Source organism: Nocardia aurea (genome assembly GCF_003123685.1).
Taxonomy (GTDB): domain Bacteria; phylum Actinomycetota; class Actinomycetes; order Mycobacteriales; family Mycobacteriaceae; genus Nocardia; species Nocardia aurea.
Genome location: NZ_QCYJ01000111.1, coordinates 1 through 2,413 on the forward strand (window position 1 = coordinate 1; position 2,413 = coordinate 2,413).

At 70.8% G+C, this 2,413-nt stretch carries 3 protein-coding genes and 1 pseudogene; 3 read left to right on the plus strand and 1 reads right to left on the minus strand.

Going from position 1 to position 2,413, the window contains the following annotated elements; genetic code table 11:
• Nucleotides 1-243: pseudogene (locus tag DAT37_RS26035) on the plus strand (TetR family transcriptional regulator); the annotation flags it as partial.
• Nucleotides 244-612: 369 nt separating this feature from the next.
• Nucleotides 613-930 (plus strand): transposase, encoded by a 318-nt coding sequence (locus tag DAT37_RS26040; protein ID WP_232839999.1) that lies wholly within the window; start codon nt 613-615, stop codon nt 928-930.
• Between the two features lie 7 nt (nt 931-937).
• On the opposite strand, the gene DAT37_RS26045 is transcribed toward DAT37_RS26040, so the two are convergent.
• Nucleotides 938-1,564, minus strand: a complete 627-nt coding sequence (locus tag DAT37_RS26045; RefSeq protein WP_109527516.1) for a TetR/AcrR family transcriptional regulator — start codon at nt 1,562-1,564, stop codon at nt 938-940.
• A gap of 50 nt (nt 1,565-1,614) precedes the next feature.
• Between DAT37_RS26045 and DAT37_RS26050 the strand changes: the two genes are divergently transcribed.
• Nucleotides 1,615-2,413, plus strand: a 799-nt coding sequence (locus tag DAT37_RS26050; protein WP_109527517.1) for an NADP-dependent oxidoreductase, incomplete at its 3' end; no start/stop codon positions are given.

Here is a 2,413-nt window from a genome sequence, read left to right on the forward strand (position 1 = left end):
GCGCGCGGCGCAGTGCTCACCTGGCTGTCCCTGCCCAAGGACCGGCGCAACCAGGCTCTATTGACCGCGCTGCGGGAGTCCATGGTCGCCGCCGTCACCAACCAACGGCCGGCCGTGCAGGACGCGGGCCCGGCAGGCGCCGCCCGTGCCTTGCGCGCCGCACTGCCTGAACAGACGACCCTCAGCAGCGCGGAGCAGCATCTGCTGAGGGAGTGGCTGGACCGCCTTGCCGCCGACGGTTGAGGTGTCGGCGGCTCGCGCGTTCTCGCCGAAGTGAGGCCTTCGATACCACCTGAGCAAGATCGAACAAGGCCGAGAGGGCGCGGACGGCCTCCGCTCGGGGCCCACTGGCGATACGGGAAAAGTAGCTGCGGGTGACCGGGGTTACGTTGAGTGGCGCCGTCTGTGCGTCGTCGCCCCGCGCGGACCGCTCCTATGGCTTCAAGAAATCCTCCGGACACCGTTCGTTGAGAGGATGACGGGCGTGACCGACAGACCAACCTCGGCCTGCGCGACCGCGTCCAGGCGGCCGTCCTCGCCTACCGCGCAGAACTGGCATCCGGCGCTTCCTGAAGCGGGAGGTCAGTCGAAACGGCGCCGGGATTCCTCGATGTGACCGAGGTACTGGCGGGTCCAGCTGGGTTTCGGGAGTGCCTGACCGGGCTGTTGGCCCCGCGTGATCGCAACAAGACGCTGGCGGCCTTGGCCGGGGTTGAACCAGTGGCCGGGGCGCAGCAGCCGGCCGTGCAGCGCCTGCAGTTCATCTTGTCGGAGTCGTGCTGGGATCCGGTGCAGGTCAACGCGCGACGGCTGGAGTTGCTGCTGGCCGATCCGGTGACCGCGCCGCATGGAAGCGGGGTGCTGGTGATCGACGATAGCTGGGATCACGAAGACGGGACGGCGACCGCCCATACTATGCCCGCTGCCTGATGCGCCACTAGGTCACAACCGCCATCGGCAGCCGGACCGCCGGGGGCGGCGGCGGGATGGCCGGCTCGGTCCGCATGCCCTGGATCAGCAGCGCGGCGAAGCGCCGGGAGGCGGCCGCCGCGGCGGCCGGCGAGGTGGTCCGGATGCCGCCGTTGGCCATGAGCACCATGATCAGGTCGTCCAGGACGAAGTCCGGGCGCAGCTTGCCCCCCGCCTTGGCCCGGCGCGCAAGTTCGGCGACCTTGCCCAGCGCCCGCTCCCGGTCCGCGGCGAAGTCGATCGCATGGGGGAATGCCGAGACGAACGCCGCGGAGAAGCCCCGGTCCCGTGCGTGCAGTTCACACACCCGCTCGATCATCCGGCAGAAGCCGCGCCATGGGTCCGGATCGGCCAGCCCCTCGTCGACGATGGCGGTGCAGGCCGCCATCTGCTCGGTGAAGACCTCGGTGACCAGCGCCTCCTTGGTCGGGAAGTGCCGGTAGAGGGTCGCGGGGCCGACCTCGGCACGCCGCGCGATCTCGCGCATCGCCACGTCCAGCCCCTGCTCGGCGAACGTCGTGCGGGCCACGGCGAGGATGCGCTCGCGGTTGTCCCGGGCATCGGAGCGCAGGGAGTGAGGCAAACGGTTCTCCACCGCTCTCACTTTAGCTAAACGGACGGGGTGTTCCGATAGCGTCCGTTGCCATGAGAGCACTGATCTTCGCGGAGTACGGTCCCGCAAGCGTCCTTGAGATCGCCGACGTACCGGAACCACACGCGGGACCGGGCCACATCCGGGTGGCCGTACAGGCTTCGGGCGTCACTCCCGGCGACTGCTACCTGCGCTCAGGCCGATTCCGCGACATGATGCCGCTGCGCCTGCCCCACGTGCTCGGCGTGGATGCCGCGGGTGTGGTCGACGAGGTCGGCACAGGGGTCCCCGGTATCCGGCCGGGCGACGCGGTCTTCGGCATCGTCGATCTCGCGGAGCTCGGCGGCGCGAACGCCGAGTACGCCGTCCTGACAGCTTGGGCGCTGAAGCCGGACGCGCTGAGCTGGGAGCAGGCCGGCGGCGCGGCCGCGAACGTCGAGACCGCCACGCGCGCCCTCGACCGGCTGAAGGTCGGCACCGGCACGACCCTGCTGATCGAGGGCGCGGCCGGCGGGGTCGGCACGGTCGCCATCCAACTCGCGGCGGCCCGCGGCGCGACCGTCCTCGGCACGGCCAGCGCACGCAACCACGAGTTCATCACGGGGCTGGGAGCGACACCGACCACCTACGGCCCCGGGTTGGGCGAGCGGGTCACCGCCCTGGCACCGGACGGAGTCGACGTCGTCCTGGACTGCGCCGGATCCGGCTCGCTGCCCGATCTGGTGGACCTCACGGGAAGCCCGGACCGGGTGGTGACCGTAGCCGACCTGAACGCCGCGAAGTACGGAGTCCACCTATCACGCTCGGCGGGCCCCGGATCGGACCCGCAGGCGGTCGAAGGACTCGCCGCGG